Source organism: Streptomyces sp. NBC_00690, from assembly GCF_036226685.1.
In the GTDB taxonomy this organism is placed as follows: domain Bacteria; phylum Actinomycetota; class Actinomycetes; order Streptomycetales; family Streptomycetaceae; genus Streptomyces.
The window spans coordinates 8,667,989-8,688,319 of record NZ_CP109009.1; the positions used below are offsets into that span (position 1 = coordinate 8,667,989).

General features: G+C 67.1%; 18 protein-coding genes. 12 read left to right on the forward strand and 6 right to left on the reverse strand.

Annotated features, from left to right (window positions below; translation table 11 throughout):
* Nucleotides 1-461 precede the first annotated feature (461 nt).
* From OID54_RS36765 to OID54_RS36775, 3 genes are all read left to right on the forward strand, one after another.
* Entirely contained in the window at nucleotides 462-803 is a 342-nt protein-coding gene (locus OID54_RS36765; protein ID WP_329028001.1) for an RNHCP domain-containing protein, read from the forward strand.
* A 26-nt stretch (nucleotides 804-829) separates the two neighbouring features.
* The gene (locus OID54_RS36770) at nucleotides 830-1,255 is read left to right on the forward strand and encodes an RNHCP domain-containing protein (RefSeq protein ID WP_329026900.1); all 426 of its coding nucleotides are present in this window, start codon (nucleotides 830-832) and stop codon (nucleotides 1,253-1,255) included.
* 287 nt (nucleotides 1,256-1,542) lie between these two features.
* A complete protein-coding gene (locus OID54_RS36775; protein WP_329026902.1) occupies nucleotides 1,543-2,052 on the forward strand; it encodes a GNAT family N-acetyltransferase in 510 nt (169 codons plus the stop codon).
* Between the two features lie 226 nt (nucleotides 2,053-2,278).
* Here OID54_RS36775 and OID54_RS36780 read toward each other — a convergent pair whose 3' ends face one another.
* Complete coding sequence (locus tag OID54_RS36780) at nucleotides 2,279-3,079, reverse strand: SAM-dependent methyltransferase (RefSeq protein WP_329026904.1); 801 nt, start codon at nucleotides 3,077-3,079, stop codon at nucleotides 2,279-2,281.
* Between the two features lie 942 nt (nucleotides 3,080-4,021).
* Between OID54_RS36780 and OID54_RS36785 the strand changes: the two genes are divergently transcribed.
* Together OID54_RS36785 and OID54_RS36790 are read left to right on the forward strand one after the other, a co-directional pair.
* Nucleotides 4,022-4,873 carry an SAM-dependent methyltransferase gene (locus OID54_RS36785; RefSeq protein ID WP_329026906.1) on the forward strand — a complete coding sequence of 284 codons (852 nt, stop codon included), beginning with the start codon at nucleotides 4,022-4,024 and terminating at the stop codon, nucleotides 4,871-4,873.
* 501 nt (nucleotides 4,874-5,374) lie between these two features.
* Nucleotides 5,375-6,304 carry a class I SAM-dependent methyltransferase gene (locus OID54_RS36790; RefSeq protein ID WP_329026908.1) on the forward strand — a complete coding sequence of 310 codons (930 nt, stop codon included), beginning with the start codon at nucleotides 5,375-5,377 and terminating at the stop codon, nucleotides 6,302-6,304.
* 110 nt (nucleotides 6,305-6,414) lie between these two features.
* On the opposite strand, the gene OID54_RS36795 is transcribed toward OID54_RS36790, so the two are convergent.
* Nucleotides 6,415-6,999 carry a helix-turn-helix domain-containing protein gene (locus OID54_RS36795; protein WP_329026910.1) on the reverse strand — a complete coding sequence of 195 codons (585 nt, stop codon included), beginning with the start codon at nucleotides 6,997-6,999 and terminating at the stop codon, nucleotides 6,415-6,417.
* A 143-nt stretch (nucleotides 7,000-7,142) separates the two neighbouring features.
* On the opposite strand from OID54_RS36795, the gene speB reads away from it, so the two are divergent.
* The 4 genes from speB to OID54_RS36815 are packed head-to-tail and all read left to right on the forward strand — an operon-like array spanning nucleotide 7,143 to nucleotide 11,399.
* Nucleotides 7,143-8,108, forward strand: coding sequence for an agmatinase (gene speB, locus OID54_RS36800; protein WP_329026912.1), 966 nt, complete (start codon nucleotides 7,143-7,145; stop codon nucleotides 8,106-8,108).
* Nucleotides 8,109-8,134: 26 nt separating this feature from the next.
* Nucleotides 8,135-9,583 (forward strand): purine-cytosine permease family protein, encoded by a 1,449-nt coding sequence (locus OID54_RS36805; protein ID WP_329026914.1) that lies wholly within the window; start codon nucleotides 8,135-8,137, stop codon nucleotides 9,581-9,583.
* Nucleotides 9,580-10,437 (forward strand): nitrilase family protein, encoded by an 858-nt coding sequence (locus OID54_RS36810; protein WP_329026916.1) that lies wholly within the window; start codon nucleotides 9,580-9,582, stop codon nucleotides 10,435-10,437. The genes OID54_RS36805 and OID54_RS36810 overlap by 4 nt, the downstream gene beginning before the upstream one ends.
* On the forward strand, nucleotides 10,434-11,399 hold the full coding sequence (locus tag OID54_RS36815) for a carbon-nitrogen hydrolase family protein (RefSeq protein WP_329026919.1): 966 nt from the start codon (nucleotides 10,434-10,436) through the stop codon (nucleotides 11,397-11,399). Before OID54_RS36810 ends, OID54_RS36815 begins: the two co-directional genes overlap by 4 nt.
* A 200-nt stretch (nucleotides 11,400-11,599) precedes the next feature.
* On the opposite strand, the gene gdhA is transcribed toward OID54_RS36815, so the two are convergent.
* Both gdhA and OID54_RS36825 read right to left on the reverse strand, forming a co-directional pair.
* Nucleotides 11,600-13,012: an NADP-specific glutamate dehydrogenase gene (gene gdhA / locus OID54_RS36820; protein ID WP_443055740.1), complete on the reverse strand. Its 1,413-nt coding sequence runs from the start codon at nucleotides 13,010-13,012 to the stop codon at nucleotides 11,600-11,602.
* A gap of 392 nt (nucleotides 13,013-13,404) precedes the next feature.
* Nucleotides 13,405-14,745 (reverse strand): helix-turn-helix domain-containing protein, encoded by a 1,341-nt coding sequence (locus tag OID54_RS36825; protein WP_329026923.1) that lies wholly within the window; start codon nucleotides 14,743-14,745, stop codon nucleotides 13,405-13,407.
* Nucleotides 14,746-14,883: 138 nt separating this feature from the next.
* On the opposite strand from OID54_RS36825, the gene OID54_RS36830 reads away from it, so the two are divergent.
* Both OID54_RS36830 and OID54_RS36835 read left to right on the forward strand, forming a co-directional pair.
* Nucleotides 14,884-16,236 (forward strand): M64 family metallopeptidase, encoded by a 1,353-nt coding sequence (locus OID54_RS36830; RefSeq protein ID WP_329026925.1) that lies wholly within the window; start codon nucleotides 14,884-14,886, stop codon nucleotides 16,234-16,236.
* Nucleotides 16,237-16,481: 245 nt separating this feature from the next.
* Nucleotides 16,482-17,177: a ribonuclease H family protein gene (locus OID54_RS36835; RefSeq protein WP_329026927.1), complete on the forward strand. Its 696-nt coding sequence runs from the start codon at nucleotides 16,482-16,484 to the stop codon at nucleotides 17,175-17,177.
* Between the two features lie 488 nt (nucleotides 17,178-17,665).
* On the opposite strand, the gene OID54_RS36840 is transcribed toward OID54_RS36835, so the two are convergent.
* Entirely contained in the window at nucleotides 17,666-18,256 is a 591-nt protein-coding gene (locus OID54_RS36840; RefSeq protein WP_329026929.1) for a lytic polysaccharide monooxygenase auxiliary activity family 9 protein, read from the reverse strand.
* A 1,120-nt stretch (nucleotides 18,257-19,376) separates the two neighbouring features.
* Here OID54_RS36840 and OID54_RS36845 point away from each other — a divergent pair.
* Nucleotides 19,377-19,508, forward strand: coding sequence for a hypothetical protein (locus OID54_RS36845; RefSeq protein ID WP_329026930.1), 132 nt, complete (start codon nucleotides 19,377-19,379; stop codon nucleotides 19,506-19,508).
* 132 nt (nucleotides 19,509-19,640) lie between these two features.
* Here the strand turns inward: OID54_RS36845 and OID54_RS36850 are convergent, their stop codons facing one another.
* The gene (locus OID54_RS36850) at nucleotides 19,641-20,327 is read right to left on the reverse strand and encodes a hypothetical protein (RefSeq protein ID WP_329026932.1); all 687 of its coding nucleotides are present in this window, start codon (nucleotides 20,325-20,327) and stop codon (nucleotides 19,641-19,643) included.
* Nucleotides 20,328-20,331 lie beyond the last annotated feature (4 nt).

The window sequence follows — 20,331 nt, forward strand, 5'->3', positions numbered from 1 at the left end:
ACCTGGTCGGACATGAGTGTGGGAAAACCATTGGCATGCACCGATACGTGCTTGCTAGCGTGCTCACCGCCTCATCAGGCAGCCGTTCCTCGATGCCATCGGACCGCTCGGCCCGAGAAAGTAGTTGATGTATGCCCCGGTCCGTGCCGAGAAGGCCCCGCCGAACCGTGAACCGGTCCGGTCGCTGACCACAGCCTGATCGCCGACCCGACCCCGCCTCTGTTGCAACGGGCCGTCGGTGAGTCCATCACGGTCTCCGACACCGCGATTCCGCTGGTGCGCCGTTTTGCCGCGCCCCGAGAACCGCGGCTCCCACCGCGCCTCACGGCCACGATTCGCCCAGGGCCGCTCGGCCTCCTCCTGCTGTCATCGCTTCATACCTTCAGCAAGGAGCACCGAGGGTGTCTTCACACAACTCGCATTCCCATGCCTCCGGCGGACCCGTTTTCACGCCGAGTCCCATCCAGCGGACGAAGACGTTCGCTTGTGTACGTTGCGGACTGACCGTCAGCGAACTCGGGCCCGACGGCACCGGGCGCAACCACTGCCCCAGCTGCCTGCACTCCCGACACGTCCACGACCACGTCGAGGGCGGTGCTTCCGACTGCCGATCACGGATGGCACCCATTTCCATCGCCGTCCTCAGAAACGGCGACTGGATGGTGATCCACCGCTGCACCCGCTGCGACGAGCTCACCTCCAGCGCCATCTGCACCGACGACAACCAGCTGATCCTCATGCGCATGGCCGTCAGACCACTGGCCCAGCCGCCCTTCCCACTCGAACTGTTCGCGGAACTGTGAGGGGACCGGAAGGACGGAGGACGACCATGCCACGACGCAAAGCACCCCAGAACCGCCAGCGCCCTGCGCGCACCCAACGACACAAGGACGTGCTCCACGGACGCAACGGCAGCCAGGGGGAGGCGTTCAGATGCGTCGGCTGCCGGCTCGACGTCTCCGTGAGTGCGCCCGGCACGGCCCATCGCAACCACTGCCCGCACTGTCTGACGAGCCTTCACGTCGACCGGCGGGTACCGGGCGACCGGGACGCCACGTGCCGCGGCCGGATGACGGTGCTGAGCATGGCCGCACGTGCAGATGGCGAATGGATGATCATCCATCAATGTCTGTCGTGCGGTGAACTCAGTGCCAACCGGATCGCCGGGGACGACAACGCCCTGGCCCTGGTACGGATCGCCGTACGGCCGCTCGCGGACGGCAGCATGCCCATCCGCGCGCTGCTCACCCTCTGAAGGACCAAGGGTCTCCCGGGTGCGGACCCCACCACAGCGGTGGGTCGCACCCGGGAAGTTTGAACGAGGACGGCACCACTACTGTGCCGATCTTGGTCGAGCACCACCCGGGAGTCATTCACCGCCCCCGGGCGCCCAGTGGGCGCAGCTTCTTCCTCCCGATACGGAATGGCATGTCTCGGCAGGCCAGACGGGGGAGGGATCATTCGATGCGTCCGCCCGGACGCGACCGCCCTGCCGATGGCGTACCGCTCCCGCACCCTCCTACTGCCGGAAAGAGATGCACGATGACCCAGTGGACCACCCGTGCCGAAGCCCCTGCGGACAGGGCGGCGATTCACCAGATCAATGCCGCCGCCTTCGACACCGAAGCCGAAGCGGATCTGGTGGATGCGCTCCGCGCCGATCCCGACGCATGGATCGACGGACTGTCCTGGGTTGCTGTCGCCCTGGACGGAACCCTTGCGGCACACGCCCTGCTCACGCGGTGCCATGTGGAGGGCCGGCCTGCGCTCGCCCTTGCACCGTGCGCGACTCTGCCCGTCCACCAGCGCCGAGGGGCGGCCTCCGCGGCCATCCGGGCCGCCCTCGACGCCGCGGCACGGATGGGGGAGAGCCTCGTGCTCGTCCTCGGGCACTCCGACTACTACCCGCGGTTCGGATTTCTGCCGGCTTCCCGATGGGGCATCCGCGCTCCGTTCGAGGTGCCCGACGAGGCGATGATGGCGCTCGTCCTGGATTCGGACCTACCAGTTCCGTCCGGTGTGATCAGATATGCCGCACCGTTCGGCGTCTGAACGCCTCGCACCACCTCACGCTTCGAACCAGCCGTCAACGGTGCAGCAGCTCGTTCCCCGGTGTTCCCCTCGTGGCACACGGTGCCCGAGCGGGCCCGCACACGGCCCGCTCGGGCAGGCCACGAGGCAAAGAGAGACCTCCGACGTGGGCGCGATACCCGTACGTCGGAGGTCTCAGCCGTACTCGGCGTCGTGGAACCCGTCGGCCTAGCTGATCAAGAGTCGGCTACGGCTTGACGGCCACGAAGCCCCACTGCTCCACCGGCTCTCCGGTCGGAGGCTGCTCGGGCCGCCACAGACTGATCGAGCCGAAACCAGGCTCCACCAGGTCGAGTCCAGCACTGAAGGTACGCATCACCTCGGCCGCACGAGACTTGTAGGGCAGCGCCCCACCGCTCTCGTACTCGTCCGAACCGGCGCTGGTCTCCGGCGTCTCGATCGTGTCGCACTGGATGAGGCAACTGCCGGAGGGGAAGGCTCCGAGATAGCTGTTCAACAGGGAGGCCGCCGCCTCGTCGTCCGTGACATGGCCAAGCGTCGACAACAACATCAGGGCCACGGGCTGCTTGAAATCGAGGGTGTTCTCCGCCTCGCGCAGGACGGCCGGGGCGTCCGTGAGATCGGCGTGGATGTAGTTGGTCGCGCCCTCGGGCTTGCTGACCAGCAGCGCACGGGCATGGGCCAGCACGATGGGATCGTTGTCCACATAGACGATGCGTGACTCCGGGGCGGATGCCTGGGCCACTTCATGGGTGGAGTTGGCGGTGGGCAGCCCGGTGCCGAGGTCGAGGAACTGCCGTATGCCGCGTTCCTCAGCCAGGTACCGCACGGCACGCGCCTGGAAGGCACGAGAAGCACGGGCGATGTCGATGATCTGCGGGAACATCTCCTCCATCCGTGCGCCCAGGGCCTGATCGACAGGGTAGTTGTCCTTCCCACCCAGCCAGTAGTTCCACACCCGCGCCGAATGCGGCGTACTCGTGTCGATCCGATCTGCCGGGGGCTGAGCCTGCTGCTCCGCGTTCATCGAACTCTCCTTGTGTCAGCCCCCGCACAGCACATACGGAGGCAGACCCATGGTTCACCAGACTTCCTGCATAAGCCAGCGGCAAAGGCACACAACTCCGTTACAGCGGTGCTCAAGTGGACTGCCGATCGGCGTCAAGGCCCCTCGAACTCGCCGACAGGGTCTGGAGGTCGGCGAGTGCACCGAGAAGGCTTCGAAGCGGCATTCATGACTCGCGGGACCGTTCGACCGTCAGATCCCCGAGGGGTAGGGCGAGGGGCAAGGCGCTCCGGTCCTGGAGGTCTGCGGAGCTCCTGTTCATGATCAGCAGGGCATCGGTTCGAGCATGGCCGGATCTGGAGGCAGCACGGGAGTCCCGGATGGAGACGCGCCCGTGCCCTGTCAGCAGCCCTCGACCACTTCGGGTACGGAGCCGGGCCTGCGGTGGTTGGGGGCGCCGACCTTTGAGGGGAGACACCCCAGGAAATGCAGATCAATTCCTCAATGGTCCATACCGGAGAAGCCAAAGAGAGAATGCTCAGATGCTCGCCGGCAACCTGGACGGTGCATCCGCGCTCCCCGGGACATGTAACTGCCGCACATCTGTCGTGCGTCGGCAGGAGGTGTGTGCTCATGGGGCCTCCGGTAACGCACGCGTACTCCTGCCGTGAAAGGGCAGTCACAGGACGCGATAGGCCCGAAGGGTGAGGTGCAACCAGAGTGCACTGGCGTCGCGATCACCGAGACGAAGGACCCTACCAGCCCATGCGATCGCCGGAGAGAAACTCGGTCGCGAGAGCATCATCACCCCCTGACACCTCACATGACGCAAGGTCAAGTTCCGTCACCCAACGGAGTGTTGGGGCGCTCCAGACGTTCCGTTCGTGCGGGTTTCAAGGGTAGTCTCATCGTCCCAGGGGGCAGCCCCTGGTCTCGCGAGGAAGAAAGGCGGAGCACACAGCCGTGGCCAATGACCGTGGGGTCGAGAAGAACTCCATCCCTTTTGATGTACCCACCTCTGCCCGGGCCTACGGTTGGATGCTGGGCGGCAAGGACAATTACGAAGTCGATCGAAAATTCCTCCTCTCCACGCTCGCGGACTTCCCCGAGTGTGTGGACATCGCTCGACAGAACCGTGAGTTCCTCTACCGGGCGGTTCGCTATATGGCCGAAGAGCAGGGAATTCGGCAATTCATCGACATGGGCTGCGGTCTGCCGACCGACAATAACGTGCATCAGGTCGCCCAGCGATTTCAACCGGATGCCAGGGTCGTCTACGTGGACATCGATCCCATCGTGCTGGCCCACGGACAAGCCCTCCTCGCCGACGACGCGAGCACCACGGTCATCACTGGCGACATGCGCAACCAGCAGACCATTCTCAGCCATCCCGAGGTAGACCGTCTGATCGACCTCGATGAGCCGGTCGCCGTGCTGTTCCTGTCCGTGGTCCACCACCTGGCCGATGTGGACGACCCGCGCAGCGTGCTGCGAACGGTCATTGACAGTGCAGCCCCTGGTAGCTACCTCGGCCTGTCCCAGGTCGTCTGTGACGATCCGGTGGCCGGTGCCGCCATGTCCGCCCATATCTCGGGTCTCGGCATCCCCTGGCAGACCCGTACCCCCGGCGAGTTGGACGCGCTGCTCGACGGGTTGGATCCGGTCGACCCCGGCTTGGTGAACCTTGCCGACTGGCGCCCCGACCCCGAACAGCCGGCGCTCGCCTCCGTACACCCGGCGCTCGCTCCCTACTTGGGCGCGACCGCGTCCAACCAGCGGGTCTACGAGTACGGCGGGGTACTGCGCCGGCCGTAGCCTCCTGGGGCACGCATGACGTTCGCACCATGGCTGAGGGGCGACACCTGACACGGTGTCGCCCCTCAGCCATGAGGAGCCGCGAGCTGGTGGGAACCGCTCTTGGGTCTGGCTGATACCGACCACGTCACACCCTCCAAGGGTGTTCTGCGAGCGCCGCTGCCCGCCGCCTGTTATCCGCTCAGGGCCAGTCGACCTGCCCGATGAGCAGCAGGTGGGTCGGAACCGCACCGGCGACCAGAAGACAGTGGGCCGGTCGCATCGAGTGCCTCGTACCACCGTTCTCGGCCACTGCCCCTGTCACCCGGCCAGGCGGGACTTGTGCATGCGTGCCAGCAGATCAGGTGGGGAAGGGATCTTCGCGTCCGATGCCCTCCCGGTCCGACGATGTGAGCCTCGCACCCACGACGGGACGCTCACCTGCTTGGTACGGGTTGCCGGGCGGAGGACTGGGACCGCCGAGAACAGCACCAGCCGTTTCCCGTGGAAGGAACTCCGCCTGTGCACAGGAAGTCGTCCGTCGGTGTCGCCGAACCATCGCCCAGCCTGCTGGAGCGGATGCCGATCCTCCGGCGCTCGCTCGACCGACTGGAGAGCAAGCCCCTAGCCTTCGGCCTGGTCATGTGGGCGTTCGGGCTGGCACAACCGGTCTTCCTGGACCATGTCATCACCCCCGAGCCCCGCCATGAGCTCAGCGAGGTACGAACCCTGTTGGAGACGGGACGCCAACGCTACGGCGAACGCCTCACCGGCTTCCTCAAGCACTCCGAGCAGTTGGCACGCATCCCCCTGCACGGAGTGGAGAAGGGTGCCGTCCCCTACTGGGGCAACACCTGGTTACCGCCCCTCGACGCCCTGGCGCTCTATGGAATCCTGGCCGACGAGCGACCGGCCCGCTATCTGGAGATCGGGTCCGGCAACTCCACCAAGTTCGCCCGCCGTGCGATCGAGGACCTGGGGTTGACGACCCACGTCACCTCCATCGATCCCCAACCCCGTGCCACCATCGACCACCTGTGCGACCGTGTGCTGCGCGTTCCACTCCAGGAAGTCGATCTGTCGGTCTTCGCCGAACTGCAAGCGGGTGACGTCCTCTTCCTGGACGGCTCGCACCGGCTGCACATGGGATCGGACGTCATGCGGTTCTTCTTCGATGTCCTGCCGCGGCTGGCGCCCGGGGTCATCGTCCAGATCCACGACATCATGCTGCCCGGCGACTATCCGCCGTCGTGGCGCTGGCGCTACTACTCTGAGCAGTATCTGCTCGCGGCGCTCCTCACCGCGGCCCCCGGGCGGTTCGCGGTCGAACTGCCCAACGCCTTCATCCACACCGATCCTGAGCTGAGCCGCATCGCGGAGCCGCTCTGGCGCAAGCTGGGGGTGACGGACCACCAGAACCCCGGCTCCTTCTGGTGGCGTCACACCGGCTGACGACAGCAACGCTCCGCCGCCCGGGCTGCCGCGCTCTTGCCGCGGTGGCCCGGCTCGGGGCCATCTGCCCCGGACGCCTCCGCTCCGAGGAGCGATCCCACGGCACCCGACTAGCGCGAGCCGCTCCAGGCAGCCGGGACGAAGGTCCAGAGCACTTCCGCCACCGAGGTCCCCGTGTTGCGCCAGTTGTGCGGTTCGCGCCCGGAGAAGGTGAGCGTGTCCCCGGGGGCCAGGGGCAATGTGCGATCGGTGAAGAACACCGTGAGTTCCCCACTGATGACATGGAGCACCTCGACCTCACAGTTGATCGTGTAGAGGTCCTCGCCGCCGTCCGCCCCCGGTTCCAGCAGGGAGCGCAGTACCTGCACCCGTGACTGTGCGCGAGGTGTGATCATGCGGTCGGTGACGCCGCGACCACCCATGTTGATGTGGGGCGCGTCCGCCAGATGGACCACTTCGATCTCCGCGTCCTCGAAGAGCGAACCCACTGGCAAGGAGAGAACCTGGCAGAGAGTGACCAGGGTCGCCACGCTCGGTGAGGTCTCGTCCCGTTCGACCCGGCTGACGAAACCCCTGGTCAGACTGGTTGCTGCTGCCACCTGCTCAATGGTGAGGCCCTGTGCCTGGCGACAGGCGCGCAGCCGCGCACCGACACGGACCGGGAGCGCGGACGGCTTCGGATGCAGCGCTTTCATGAAGTCCTCGCGTCGGTCGGTCGATCCTCGGCCACCCTTGACAGGGTGATAACCCAGAGCAACACTACCGGAACGCGAGTTGTCTAATAGGCATTCTTTGTTGCCTATCAGTGACTCCCCGCACGTAGAGATCCGAGGCTCCGATGAATGCTCCCGAACCCCCCATCGGCCCACCCGACGCAAGCGTCAACCCCCGCTATGCGGGGATTGCCACGTTCGCCCGGCTACCGCGTCTGGAGGACGTCCCACGGGCCGACATCGCCGTCGTCGGAGTCCCTTTCGACAGTGGGGTGAGCTACCGTCCCGGAGCCCGGTTCGGCCCCGCGCACATCCGTGAGGCATCCCGACTCCTGCGTCCGTACAACCCGGAACAGGACGTCGAGCCCTTCGCCCAGCAGCAGATCGCGGATGCCGGAGACATCTCGGCCAACCCGTTCCATCTGACCGAGGCCGTGCAGCAGATCGAGACCGCCGCCGAGCAGCTCTCGGCCGACGGGAAGCGACTGCTGACCCTCGGTGGCGACCACACGATCGCCCTGCCGCTGCTGCGTGTCGCCGCCCGTCGCCATGGACCCGTCGCCGTCCTCCACTTCGATGCGCACCTCGACACCTGGGACACCTACTTCGGTGCTCCCGTCACCCACGGCACGCCGTTTCGCCGTGCGTCCGAGGAAGGGCTCATCGACCTCTCGGCCAGCACCCACGTCGGCATCCGCGGACCGCTCTACTCCCGCGACGACCTGCGGGACGACGAGCGACTCGGCTTCGCCGTCATCTCCAGCGTCGACATCGAGACCGAAGGTCTTCCCCGAGCCATCGAGCGCATGCTCACTCGTCTCGGCGACCGTCCGGTGTACCTTTCGATCGACATCGACGTACTCGATCCCGCCCATGCGCCCGGCACGGGGACTCCCGAGGCCGGTGGCATGACGAGCCGCGAGCTGCTCGCCATGATCCGCGCGCTGCGGGCGGTCAACCTCGTCGGTGCCGATGTGGTCGAGGTCGCGCCCGCCTATGACCACGCGCAACTCACGGCCGTCGCCGCCTCGCACGTCGCTTACGAGATCCTCTCGGCCATGACCCCAGCCAGCACCGTCCACGCCGGCTAACCGGCCTGTCCACCGGGAGGACAACGATGTCTTCGCCAGAGATCGCGCCCCAGCGCGACAGTGTGATCGAGCAGCACTCGATCGACTACGTACCCAGTTCAGAGCGCCATGGGAAGGTGTGGCACCAGGGCCCCTTCTGGTTCACCGGCAACTTCGTCCTGCCGACCATGGTCACCGGATTCGTCGGCCCCGCGATGGGGCTCAGCGTCGGATTCAGCGTGCTCGCCATCGTCCTCGGTGTCGGCTTCGGCACCTTCTTCATGGCTTTCCACGCCAATCAGGGTCCACGGATGGGCCTGCCGCAGATGATCCAGTCACGCGCCCAGTTCGGTAGCCGCGGTGCCTCCGTCCCGTTCGCCGCGACCGTGTTCGTCTACGTCGGCTTCCTGGTCTTCGACACCATCCTTGCGGCACAGGGCATCGGACTGCTGCTACCCGACAACAAGCTGTTCTGGTACCCGTTGCTCATCGCCGTCTCCATCGTCATCGCGGTGGTCGGCCATGATCTGCTCCACTTCGTCCAGCGCTGGCTGACCTATGCGCTGATCGTCGTCTTCGCGATCCTCACCGTGGTCGCCATCGTGCACTTCTCCTCCACTCCGCTCGCCGCGGGCGCCCCGGCTGCGGACGCGGGATGGAACACCACAGCGTTCCTGGTGCAGATCTCACTCGCAGCGGGATACAACATCAGCTATTCGGTGTACGTCTCCGACTACACCCGCTACCTGCCGGCGAAGGTGCCCGCGGGCAAGCTGATCACCGCGGTCTACGCGGGAGCCGCCTTCTCCGCGGTCTGGCTGATGTCCCTCGGTTCGATCCTCGCCAGCTACATTCCCAATCCCGACCCGATCCTCGCCCTGCGCGAGGTGGGAGACCTGCTCTTCCCCGGCTTCGGACTGATCGCAGTGATGGTCTCCGTACTGGCGCTGATCTCCATCATGGGAGTCAACGCCTACGGCGCCATGCTTACGGGAACCAGTGCGGTCGACGGGTTCAAGAAGGTCCGCCCGACTGTGCGCCTGCGGGTCATCGGACTCACCGTCGTCGGAATCGGCACCCTGATCGTCGCCCTGCTGATCCCCGACGACTACATCGGCAGCTTCAACAACTTCGTCCTGCTGATGCTGTACTTCCTCGTCCCCTGGACCGCGGTCAACCTCGTCGACTTCTACTTCGTGCGCCGGGGCGGATACGCCATCGCGGAGATCCTCAAGCCGAACGGCATCTACGGCTACTGGGCGTGGCAGGGAGTCGTCGCGTATATCGTGGGATTTGTGGCGATGATTCCGTTCTTCTCGACCAGTTTCTATGTGGGTCCGGTCGCTGACGCCCTGGGCGGAGCCGACTTCTCCTTCGCTGTCGGACTGGTCGTGGCCGGTGGGCTCTACGTCCTCCTGGCACGCACCATCGACCATGATGCGGAAGCCGTCGCACGTACGGCCAGCGAGGCAGAGCTGGAGGGAACGCACCGATGACCGCGGCATCCGCACCCACCACCGTCACTGTCGCGTGTTGTCAGCTGGCCCCACAGGTCGGTCGGACTAGGGACAACCGGGCGCGCATCGAGTCGGCCGTTCGGGCCGCTGCCGGGAAGGGCGCCGACATCGTCGTCCTTCCCGAGCTCGCCAACTCCGGCTACGTCTTCGAGGGAGCCGATGAACTGCTCTCCCTGGCCGAGCCGATCGACGGCCCGACCATCAGGGAGTGGGAGGCACTGGCGAGGGAACTGCGGCTGGTGATCGTCAGCGGCTTCGCCGAGCTGGGTGCGGACGGCCGTGCCTACAACAGCGGCGTCCTCATCGATGAGACGGGGCTCCGCGCCGCCTACCGCAAGGCGCATCTGTGGAACGCCGAGAAGACCTGGGGTTTCACTCCCGGCGACCAGCCACCCCCGGTCGTGGACACCCCCTTCGGCCGCATCGGGCTGATGGTCTGCTACGACCTGGAGTTTCCTGAGTGGGTCCGCAAGGTGGCGCTCGCCGGCGCCGAACTGCTGTGCGGACCGGTCAACTGGCCGTTGTACCCGCGCCCGGAAGGCGAACGACCGGGCGAGATCGTCCGGATCCAGGCGGATGCCGCGGTCAACCGGATGTTCGTCGCGGTCGCGGACCGCGCTGGCCCGGAGCGCGGACAGCACTGGCTGGGCGGCACGGTGATCGTGGACCCGGACGGCTATCCCCTCACCCCACTGCACCTGGGTGAGGAAGCGATCGTCACGGCGTCGGTGGTGATGTCCGAGGCGCGGAACAAGGCCATCAGCGAACGCAACGACGTACACGGCGACAGGCGTCCGGAACTGTACGAGCAGATCGGAACGGAACCGTCATGACCACCACCGTAGCCATCGTCCAGCAGCCACCGGCACTCCTCGACCTGGACGAGTCACTGCGCCGTGCCGCCGTCCATGTGACGGCCGCCGCCGAGGCGGGTGCGACCCTGGTGGTGTTCCCCGAGACCTGGCTGACGTGCTATCCCGCCTGGGTGTTCGGGCTGGCGGGTTGGCGGGACACCACGGCCCAGCAGTGGCACGCACGGCTACTGGAGCAGAGCCCGGTACTCGATCACACCGGGGGAGTGGACGACGACCTCGCCCCCGTTCGCGCGGCGGCGCGGGATGCCGGTGTGACCGTGGTGCTGGGACTGAACGAGCGGCCGGCACGGACCAGCGGCTCGCTCTACAACTCCCTCATCACCATCGGCCCCGACGGCCGGACGCTCAACCTGCATCGCAAGCTGACACCGACCCACACCGAACGCATCGTCTGGGCACCGGGCGACGGGGCGGGCCTCCAGGTCGTCGAAACCCCGGCCGGCCGCGTCGGCGGACTCATCTGTTGGGAGCACTTCAGTCCGCTGACACGCCAGGCCCTGCATGCGCAGAACGAGGAACTCCACGTCGCCGCATGGCCTGACATGCCCGACAGTCATACGATCGCAGCCCGCTCGTACGCACTGGAAGGACGCTGCTTCGTCGTCTCCGCAGGACAGATCCTGTCCACGGACGATCTGCCCGCCGATCTGTTCGACGCCTATCGCGCGGGGATCGGCCCGGACGCGGTGGACAGCGGACTGATCTTCACCGGTGGCTCCAGCGTGGCCGCGCCGGACGGGTCCTGGCTGGTAGAGCCGGTCTTCGACGAGGCGCGCATCATCACGGCGACGGTGGAGCTCGATCAGCGGTACCGGGAGTCGCTCGACCTCGACGTCGCGGGCCACTACGCCCGGCCGGATGTGTTCCAGCTCTCCATCGACCGCCGCAGGCGCGATACCGGAGTCACCTTCACCGACTGACGTACGGGCGGCTTGCCGGCGGTTCGGAGGCGCCCGCACGGGCTCTTCCCGTTCCCGACGAAGCGTGGGTGAGCCCGGCCGCCGTGCTGTCCGTCAGCCCCGGCAAACTGATGGGAACACCGCGCACAGCCCTGCGCCATCGGGCTGTGCGCGGTGCCGCCGCCCGGTGTGGTGCGGTCGACCGTGCGGCTTGAGTGCGGTCAGATGACGCCCTGCGCCAACATGGCCTCCGCGACCCGCTCGAAGCCCGCGATGTTCGCCCCGGTGACGTAGTTCCCGGGCTGTCCGTACCGCTCGGCCGTCTCGTGGCAAGCGTCATGGATGTGCCGCATGATCTCCGCGAGGCGCTCCTCCGTGTACTCGAACGACCATGAGTCGCGGGACGCGTTCTGCTGCATCTCCAACGCGCTCGTCGCAACTCCACCGGCGTTGGCCGCCTTGCCGGGGCCGAAAGCGACCCCCGCCTTCTGGAGCACCCGAACCCCTTCGGGGGTGGTGGGCATGTTCGCCCCCTCCGCGACGGCCTTGACCCCGTTGCGGACCAACGCGAGTGCATCGGTCTCGTACAACTCGTTCTGGGTCGCGCAGGGCAGGGCAACGTCGCACGGGACCTGCCACACCCCGGAACCCGCGATGAATCGGGCGCTGGTGCCGCGCCGCTCCGCGTACTCCGCCACCCGGCCCCGCTCCACGTTCTTGATCTGCTTCAGCAGGTCGAGGTCGATGCCCTTCTCGTCCACGATGAATCCATCCGAGTCCGAGCAGGTGACCACGGTGGCACCCAACTGCTGGGCCTTCTCGATGGCGTAGACGGCGACATTGCCCGAACCGGACACGGCGACCCGCTGCCCCTCGAAGTCCTCGCCGAACGTCTGCAACATCTGACGGGTGAAGAGGACGCAGCCGTATCCCGTGGCCTCGGTACGAGCTTGAGCGCCACCCCAGCCGGTGCCCTTGCCGGTGAGGACGCCCGACTCGTAGCGGTTGGTGATCCGCTTGTACTGGCCGAACAGATAGCCGATCTCGCGCTGGCCCACCCCGATGTCACCCGCCGGCACATCGGTGTACTCGCCGAGGTGACGATGGAGCTCGGTCATCAACGACTGACAGAACCGCATGATCTCCGCGTCCGAGCGGTTCTTGGGGTCGAAGTCGCTGCCGCCCTTGCCACCGCCGAGGGGCATTCCGGTCAGAGCATTCTTGAAGATCTGCTCGAACCCCAGGAACTTGACGATTCCGAGGTTCACCGACGGGTGGAACCGCAGACCGCCCTTGAAGGGACCGAGAGCGCTGTTGAACTCGATCCGAAAGCCCCGATTGACCTGGACCTCGCCGGAGTCGTCCACCCACGGCACCCGGAAGATCAACTGTCGCTCCGGCTCACAGATCCGCTCAATGATCTTTGCATCGGCGAACTCCGGGCGCTGGGTGAAGACCGGTCCCAGACTGTCCAGAACCTCCCGCACGGCCTGGTGGAACTCGGCCTCGCCGGGGTTGCGGTTCAGTACCTGCGTATACAGGGGTTCGAGCGCACGGGTCTGTGCCTCACTCGACAAATCGACAGAAGAACGTGAAGAACGTGAGGAATGCGAAGAAAGGGGAGATGACGCCATCTGCGATCGGGCTCCTCGGCACGTCAGTGAGGACAGCCGCGGCTGCGTGGCGCGACCGGTCGTCGTTGACCGGACCGCCCGTCCGTCCGGTGGACCGGGGTCGACGGCACAGGAGCGGCTCTCCCAGAGAAAGGATGTGCGTTGAAACGATACGCGCAGATGTTGCGATTGCGGCTGATGGGCGGCGTTTGTGCGATGGCGAACGGCCAGGTCAGCCATTTGGGTCGGCGCCGCAAGCCGGCCGGAGGCCGGTGGCCGCTGCCACGACGCCGTTGCAACCGTCCGTGGCACCGCACCTCGCGAGCGGTCCCATCAGCGTCGACCGGCGGCACGAGGAGGAATCCCGCACGCCCTGCACAAGCCGGCTCCAGGGCTGCCAGCCCTTGCCGCGGTCACACGCTCCGGTAGGGCGGAGCCGCCGGCGGCGGTCCCAGGGTGGTGGTGCCGGGCGCCGCCCGGTGACCGAGCCCGGTGCGATACACATCCAGGGCCGCTTCGACGCGTCCGCTTCGACGCAGGAGATCGCCGAGCAGTCGGCAGAGATCGGCGAGATCGCCGGTGGCCCCGCTGCGCTCCAGTAGTGCCAGGGCCACGACGTAGTGCTCCTCGGCCTCCTCGGCGTCACCGCGTTCTTCGGCGATCAACCCCAGGAGCCGGTGTGCACCCCCCGCATGGACCGCCCCGTGCCGGTCGCCCAACTCCAGGAGTGTGGCCACCAACTCGGCCGCTTCGTCGTACCGGCCCAAACGGCGCAGGACATCGGCCAACTCGACCTCGACCTGTGCGGTGTAGAGCGTGGCGCGCTTCTCGGTGAGCATGTCCCTCGCCGTCCGCAACTCATGCTCCGCCGAGGGCAGTTCGCCGTTCTGCGCATGGACGTAGCCGCGCATCCAGTGGCAGTGCGCCAGATCGGTGTGCAGTCTCAGTTGGCGGTAGATCGCCTGGGCCTTGGCCAGGGAGGCGTCGGCGTCGGCGATGCGCCCTTCGGCGAGGAAGGTCCGTGCGACCTGGCGGTGCATCCCCGCCACGAGCGCTGGATCGTTGACGTGCGGGGTCAGCGCCAGGGCGAGTTCGGCCGCGTGGGCGGCACGCGCGTGGGCGCCCATGTCGATGTAGGGACCGATGACGGCGGTGTAGAGCAGTACGAGTGCCTCGGGGTCGGCCAGACCGTTCGCGCTGAGCTCATCGATGGTGGATTCGAGCAGGTAGCAGGCGTACCTCAGCTCACCGGCCAGTAAATGCGCGACGGCCCGGCCACGGATCGCCCTGCATCTGCGGGGGAGCGACTGATCGCCCAGCAGGCGTTCTGCTTCCTCGAAGTGGCGTCGGGCGGCTTCCAGTTCGCCGGTCTCCAAGCCGCAGTCGCCCAGCCCCAGGAGCGCCTCGGCCTGTTCGGGGACGAGAGTCAAGTGCTCGGCGTCCGTGAGCAGCCGACGGTAGAGGACTGCGGCGTCGTCGGCTGCGCCCGTGGCGAGTTGCTGCTGTGCATCGGTCAGCGCCAGACGAAGCTCCGTCGCCAGTCGCGCCGGACGCCCGGTGGCCAGCTCCTCGAACGACGTCCCGAGACGTTCGGCGAAGAATCTGAGAGCGGTCTCCGACGGTCTGACCTTGCCCGACTCCAGGGTGGAGACGTACGCCGGAGTGTAGGAGGGGTGGGCCAGTTGTCGCTGTGTCAGACCCAGTTCCTTGCGCAGTCGCTGTACCCGGCGACCGATCTCGGCCGGCTCGTCCATGAGGACCCCCTCGTAGCGTGACTGCCCAGTATTCAGGGCCGGCGGAGCATTGCGCATGTCCCACCCACCCCCCTAACTTAAGCACCAAGTTCATTCCGTTTAACAAGTTGCTTAACTTCTTCTCGGGGAGAGGAACCGATGCGCTCACCCCTGCGCAGAGCCATGACCGCGGCCGGAGTGGTCACCGCGGTCGCCGCCGTACTGGCCGCCGCCCCCGGTGGGGCAGCCGCCGCTCCGACACCGACGGCACCGGCCGCCGTCGAGGTGGAGATACCCGGTCCGGAGCACGGCGCGGTAGCCGGCTCCGGCCATACTCTTGTTCCCCAACGTGGCCAGAACCGACCGCAATCCCGCCTCTCGGCAGTGGAGAAGGCCGAGGACGCTCAGGTCAGCAAGCTGGTGGACAACGGTTCCACGACGGATCGCCTGGACATCGTCATCGTCGGCGACGGCTACACGACCGCGGAGCTGTCGCAGTTCCACACCGACGCCAAGGCGATCTGGGACCAGACGGCAGCCGTCGAGCCGTACACGACGTACCGCAACCTCTTCAACATCTGGACGGTGGACGCCGTCTCCAACCAGTCCGGCGTCACCGGGGACCCCGATCGCGGCACGGTCCGCGACACGGCGCTCGGCTCCTATTTCTGGTGCGGTGACATCGAACGACTGCTCTGCATCGACCAGGAGAAGGTCGATCGCTATGTTGCCAAGGCACCCGAAGCCGACTTGGTGATCGTCCTCGCCAACAGCAAGAAGTACGGCGGCGCCGGCTACAACGTACCCAGCGCAACGCTTGGGTACGAAGGCATCTCCACCGCATCGGCGGGCAACGAACAATCCGGCCAGGTGGCCATCCACGAGACCGGGCACTCCCTCGGCAAGCTCGCCGACGAGTACTTCTACCCCGGCTACCCGGGCTACGAGCGGTACACCGGCCCCGAACCCGCCGACTCCAACATCTCCACGCTCACGGCCAAGGACATCGCCGCACAACGCACCAAGTGGCACCGTTGGCTCGGTGAGCCCTCCCCTGACGGCGGAACGATCGGAGCCTTCGAAGGCGGCGGCTACTTCGTCCAGGGGCTCTATCGGCCCACCGACAACTCCCTGATGCGTTCGGTCGGCAAGCCGTTCAACCTCCCGGGCGTCGAAGCGATGATCGCCGGCTTCTACCGTCATGCGAAGCCACTCACCGCCGTGACCCCGACGGACGGCACCCTGCGCTTGCGTCACACTGTCAAGACCACGGTTCCCGCGCTCACGGGCAAGGACGGGCGTCAGCTGAAGATCCGCTGGTACCTCGACGGCAAGGAGCTCAAGCGCCTTGCGGGCCGCACTCAGGTACGGGTCTCCGATGTGAGCCTGCGCCTGCTGGACCTGCGCACCCACCGACTGACGGTCACCGTGGACGACCACACCCCGGCCGTGCGTGACCCCAGGATCGCGGCGACCATGAAGTCCGCGATCACCTGGAAGGTCCGTCTCTGACGCCGTTCCTCCGAGTCGTTGACCGATGGCACAACAGCCGTCGGTCAACGACTCCGCTGGTTCGACACTCGCCCGAGCTGCCCGAGCCGAAGGAGTGACGCCGTCCGCCACCGTCCGTTGCGCTGGCCTCCTCGCCCGGCCCCCTTGCATCCGGTGGCCGGGAGGTGCCTCCCCGACGTTCGGCGCTCGCGCGGCTGTCGGGGCCGTGGTACGGAAAGCCGCTCGGATGATGGCAGTATCAGGGGATGACTGAGTTGATCGCGGCGTGTGACGGTGCATCGAAGGGCAACCCGGGTCCCGCCGCCTGGGCCTGGGTCATCGCCGACGCCACCGAGCACGGAGTGCACCGCTGGCAGGCCGGGCCACTGGGCAAGACCACGAACAATGTGGCGGAGTTGACCGCCCTGCTGGAACTGCTCCGGGCCACCGAACCCACGGCTGCACTCCAGGTGCGGATGGACTCGCAGTACGCGATGAAGGCGGTCACCACCTGGTTGCCCGGTTGGCGCCGCAACAACTGGCGTACCTCGTCCGGGAAGCCGGTGGCCAACCAGGAGTTGGTCGTCGCGATTGATGAACTGCTGACCGGGCGAAAGGTCGACTTCGTCTTCACACCGGCACACCAGGTGGACGGTGACCCCCTGAACGCCGCGGCCGACCGCGCCGCCAGCCACTGCGCCCGCACCCAGGAACCGATCGGCACCGTTCTGGGATCGCCGCTGCCGCCACCCGAGTCCACGCCCGCGCCCCGTGCGGGCACTCCTGGCGGCGGTGTACCCCGACCGGCCCGGTCGCGCCCCACGGGCTCCGGCGCTTCGGTGAAGGCCAGATTCGCCGGCCGCTGTCGCTGCGGTCAGCCCTACGCGAAGGGCGAGAGCATCAGCAAGAACCCGGAGGGCTGGGGCCACCCCGCCTGCGCCGTCTCCTCGACCCCTGCCTAGGCGGTACGGCACGGCTGGCCGGGGCTCCTGGAGGGACGTCGTTCCCCTACCGTCCGCCTGACACGTCCAGCACTGTGCCCGTCACATGGACGTACGTTCGTGGTGGGCCACTTCCCCTGCCAGCCGGCTCTTGGCGTCCGGACCCTGACACTCGCACCTTGCGGTACCGATCATGCCGCAGGGGGAGTGCGTTGCCGCGTACGGGAGGAGCGTCACCACGCCGCTACGACGATGCTGTCGGCTATCCGCCACGCGTCGGGCGGGGGGACGGGGCGTCGATCGGGCCGGGCGGTCGGGAACGGGATGGCGCTCAGGGGGATGCTCAGTGGGATAGGGAGGAAGGGCATCGACCCTCGTGCTGATCGTGCTTCACACGGCGGTGGTCGGGCCTGTTCCACGAGGCTCGGACGCACGGGTCCGGCCGCACTCGTGGTGCGCCCGGACCCGCCCAACTGCTCGGTCGTCCACCCCTGGTGCTCGACGGTTCCTTAGAACTTCACGTCAGAGCAGGAGTAGAAGGCGTTGTCGGTGTCCGCGATGGTCCACACACCGAGGATCAGGTGCCTGCCGGTCTTCTGCGGCAGGGTACCGGTGTGGGTGACCACGGCACCGGGCTGGCGACCGCCGAAGGGCACGGTCAGGAACGGCTGCGGCTCAAGGTCCGCCCGGGTCAGCTTCTTGTTCGGGTTGAAGCCGGCCTTGGTGATGTAGTAGCTGAAGTTGGTCGTGGCGTGGCGAGCCCTGATGTTCCACTTGAAGGTGAGGCTCTGACCACTGCTCAACGAGGTGGTGGGCCAGGCTCCGCCCCGCGGGTCGTCGAGCTCGGAGAAGCGGCCGTTGTCACCCGAGCAGATGCTGCCGTCGGCAGCTCCACGGGACGGGAAGCCCTTGGGGCCCTCGACGCTCCACGGCTCCCACTCGATCTGCCCGCAGTTCTGCACGGTTCCGTCGTAGCAGAGCTGCTGGCGGCTGATCGGCGAGTCGGGGGCGCCGTGGCTGTGTGCACTGCCGGATGCGGCGAGGAGGGAGGCACCGATCATGCCGATGCCGAGCAGTGACGAGGTGATCTTTCTGCGCATACTTCGCTCCTGGTGGAGGTGTGGGGGTGCTGCGAGTCTGGTGGGGCAGACGAGCTCAACGCAGTGGGGTCTAGACCTAATCCGGTCTAGACCAAGTTGGAGACTAGTCGCGCCTGTTGGGCGTGTCCACCGTCGGCGCCAGGGGTGATCCATCGCTCGGAGACGCTTGCGGATGGGGTCGACAAGAGCTCTCCGCGACCCAGAATGAATGATTCCAGTTCGATGGCCGCGAGGCCCCCGAAAGAGCGTAACTGCCCCGCTCTCATGGGGGACGAACTTCCCATGAGTGGCCAAAGCATCCATGTTGCGACCGGGGTGGGAGTTACTGATGAGGCCCAGTGGGCCTCATGGTTCGCCGCTCGTGCGGGCGGACCGAGCCGCCCGAAGACGTATCCACGCTTGCTTGAGGGCCTCGTCGGCAGCCGGACTCCGTAGCCGAACTCAGCCATTCGCGGCAGTCGCGGTGCACGCTGCGGATGACGCGGCTCACCTGAACCGAAGGTGATCGGCGGAGACGACACAAGGCGACACGGGAGACGAGGGCAGCGGAGACCGGTGTACCTCCCGGAGCCTCATTTCGCGGCGTGTCACGTTCTTTCGGGCCGAGTTGTCCGGCGGTTGTCCGCCGGTTGCCCGTGGTGACGATCGCAGGGAGGGGAACATGGCCTCACTGCGGGAGCGGACGAAGGGTATGTCGCGCCCCGGTCAGGCTGAACCGCGCGATGCCGAAGCAATGGTGGAGACCGTGCCCTCCCGGGTGCGAACTCCGGGGACCGACCTCCGCGGTGTGAGCCCCGAAGAGCATGGGACGGTCATGGGAGGCCAGGGGAGTGCATGAAGGGTTTCCGGATAGTGTGAAAACCCCTTGCGCTCCAGCTGCTCATCGGCTGTGTGGTGTGAAGATCCCCAGTTGGAAGCAGTTGCGTCGCCCTCAGCCGGCGCCTCCTCGGAACTCTTGGCGACTCCCCTTGTTCCAGGCCCCTGGAGTGTCGCAGCCGTTGCATCCCGCCGAGGGGTCCGCGCCTGGGGTGCAGGGCTTGTGGCGAGGTCAGCGTGATGGGAGTCTGCCTGCAAGGTAAAGCGAGCAGTCCATCGAGAAGGGGGAACGATGAGCAGGCGAGTGACTACCGTACTGTCAGCCGTCCTCGTGGCGGCCGTCGCCGTCGTGGGGTTCGGCTCATCGGCACAGGCGAAGTCCGCGGGTGACAAGAAGGTGGAAGTCATCAAGGGCGTGGTCACACCGGACGCATGAGGCCGGCCGCCCTACTGGCCGAGGCCCCAAGCGACAGAACTGCGCCGGCCGTCTGATGTCGGCCAGCGCAGTTCTGTCGAACCATCGGTCCATGGCGGGATAGAGAAGCAGCCAGCGCCACGGGACCGGGGGTCAGTTGTCGGAAGCCTGGTAGAGACCGCGGCCCGCGCGGTGTGCACGGGATGTGGCCACCAACCGGTCGAGAGTGCTGCGGACCGTGTTGATCGCGCCGGCGGACTCGTCGCGCCCCAGCGCCTGGGCCACGTCCCTGGCGCGCAGGGGCTTGTCCGCGTGCTGCACCAGGACCGCAATGACCTGGTCCGTCAGGCCGCTTGAGTCCTGAAGGGCCGCCGCCGGCTCGGCTGCCGCTACTGCGGTCGCCTTCTTCGCCTTCGCCGGCTTTGCCTCGACGACCTTCTTCACCGTACGACGCTTGGGCGCGGGCGCGACCTTGGTCTCGGCCTTCTTCGTGCTGGCAGGTGCCTTGCGGGACTTGCGGGGTGCCGCCTTCGCGGGCGCGGGGCTCTCCACGGCCGGGGCCGCTTCCGGCTCCGCGGGGGTGGAGACCTCGGGCGCGGCGGTGGGCTCCACGGCGGTGGGCGCGGGCGCGGCCACAACCTCCGCTCGCGGGGCGGGGATGGCCGCGGTGGAGAGGCTCTGGAGCGCGGCGAGCGCACCGCGGACCGATTCCAGCCGCTCAGTGACCGCGGCGAGTTCCTTCTCCAGGGCCTGCTGCTGCTCTTCCAGCTGCGGCAGTTCGTCCTGGAGCAACGCGGTGGTTGTCTCGATGCTGCCAGTTGCACTGTTCGACGATGTCATGGTG